1 protein-coding gene is annotated in these 1,384 nt (G+C 65.4%); it reads left to right on the forward strand.

The genetic code is table 11. The annotated features are described in order from the left end of the window. Positions 1-490 precede the first annotated feature (490 nt). The gene (locus ACGFR7_RS37500; RefSeq protein ID WP_393328568.1) at positions 491-934 is read left to right on the forward strand and encodes a hypothetical protein; all 444 of its coding nucleotides are present in this window, start codon (positions 491-493) and stop codon (positions 932-934) included. The last annotated feature ends 450 nt before the right edge of the window (positions 935-1,384 follow it).

Raw genomic sequence — 1,384 nt, forward strand, 5'->3', positions numbered from 1 at the left:
GCTACGAGAAACGCGCCTACATCTACCTCGGCACCGTCACACTCGCAGCCCTCGCCATCTGGCTCCGAACGTGATCCGAGAAACAGTGCCTAGTACATGAGCGCAGGAGAAATGGCGACGGAGCTCTACGGAGCCGAGTACGTGGACGAGTTACCCGTCCACACGCTCATATTCGACGACGTGCACGGCGAGCGGCGCATCGCCGCCGGCGAGGAGGCCGCCGCGATCACGGCCCTCCTCGGCCGCGTTGGCGCGGTCACCGCCCAGGGTGCCGCACCGCCCCCGAGGTGGGACCCGAACACGGTCGAGGAGCGGCTGGCCCACTGGGCGGCCTCGGGAGGTACACGCACCTCCGTCCTGCTGTGGATCGGACACGGTAAGGGACCGGAGCGACAGGAGTACCTGCTCGTCCCGGGGAACCCCGAGAACAGCCGCCCGCATCGTCCCTCAGGCCGTCGCCTGGCACCTCCACGACGAGTCACGTCATCGCGTGGCACCGCACTGGGCATTCGTGGTCGTCGAGGCGTGCAGCTCCTCGGGCTTCGTCGACCGGGTCGCCGAGCAACTCACCCGCATCGGCGCCACCAGCGAGAAAGAACTGGCCCTGTTGTTGGTAGCGTCCGGCGAGTATCAGGGCCCCGGATACCTCGGCACATTCCGCGAGAAGCTGACCGAAGTACTCGACGGTTTCTCGGGCCACGACTTCAAGGACCACGACAAAGGAATCGAGCCCGGAGAGCTCGCCCACCGCCTCAACGCGCAGGAAGGAGTGCACGCCCGTGCCATCGGGTGCAGCAGGCAACTTCCGTTGCGGCAGAGGACGCCACACCTGTTGCCGGTGACCGCCACTGTCGAGGACTACGACCGGCTCCACCGGCTCCTCGACACCCAGACGGACTGTGCGATGGCGCACTTGCTGCGCAGAGGCAGCTAATGAGCGTTGTGGGTGGCTGGGGTAGTGAAAGCTGCTCCGTATGTGCGAGGTATGCGGCTGGCGTGGTGGACCGCCTGACCCAGGCATAAAATCCGGGCCGCACGCAGGTCCGGACAGTGTTCAGGAAAGCCCGTGACCTTGTAGTGAGCGGCGGCGCAGACCTTATGAAGTCTGCGCCGCCCGTCTTGGGGCACGGGGACAGGGCAGTCAGCGGAGCCGCCACGCATTGCCTTGCGCAGGTCGCTCGTTTGCTGCATAGAAGTCTTCGGGTCGTCCTTCCCGAGGAGGGACGAGGCTGCATCCCCTAACCCGATCAAGTAACCGACCGAATTGCTGCAGCCCACACGCACAAGGGCACCTAGATGAATGAGTCCGATGTTTGTGCTGGCCGCGACCATGGCGAAGGGCGCCCGTTGGCTCGTGTGTGACGACAAACCTGGACGCCCTTCT

This window comes from Streptomyces sp. NPDC048516 (assembly GCF_043199875.1).
In the GTDB taxonomy this organism is placed as follows: Bacteria; Actinomycetota; Actinomycetes; order Streptomycetales; family Streptomycetaceae; genus Streptomyces.